Source organism: Modestobacter sp. VKM Ac-2982 (genome assembly GCF_026967935.1).
In the GTDB taxonomy this organism is placed as follows: domain Bacteria; phylum Actinomycetota; class Actinomycetes; order Mycobacteriales; family Geodermatophilaceae; genus Modestobacter.
The window spans coordinates 1-516 of record NZ_JAPVBL010000010.1; the positions used below are offsets into that span (position 1 = coordinate 1).

General features: G+C 59.1%; 1 rRNA gene. It reads left to right on the top strand.

Annotation, left to right across the window (positions count from 1 at the left end):
- Nucleotides 1-159 precede the first annotated feature (159 nt).
- Nucleotides 160-516 (top strand): 23S ribosomal RNA (locus O2W20_RS22650); the annotation flags it as partial.

Consider the following 516-nt stretch of genomic DNA (forward strand, 5'->3'; position numbering starts at 1 on the left):
TGGTGGGTCATCTTCCGTACTTTGAGAACTGCACAGTGGACGCGAGCATCTTGTAAGTATTGATCTGGATATCCGCGCTGGTCCGCGTACGACGCCGTGCCGATCCTGGTTTTCCCGGGGTGGGTGGTGTTGTGGTGGGCGGGCGTGGGTGTTGTGTGTGGTCAAGTTGTTAAGGGCACACGGTGGATGCCTGGGCACCAGGAGCCGATGAAGGACGTAGGAGGCTGCGATAAGCCTCGGGGAGCTGTCAACCGAGCGTTGATCCGAGGATTTCCGAATGGGGGAACCCCGCACCAGTCATGTGGTGTGACCCGCGCCTGAACACATAGGGCGCGTGGAGGGAACGTGGGGAAGTGAAACATCTCAGTACCCACAGGAAGAGAAAACAACCGTGATTCCGCGAGTAGTGGCGAGCGAAAGCGGATGAGGCTAAACCGATCGCATGCCAAGCCGGCAGGCGTTGTGCGGTCGGGGTCGTGGGACGATTCAGATGGTTCTGCCGAACTGTCAGGGAGT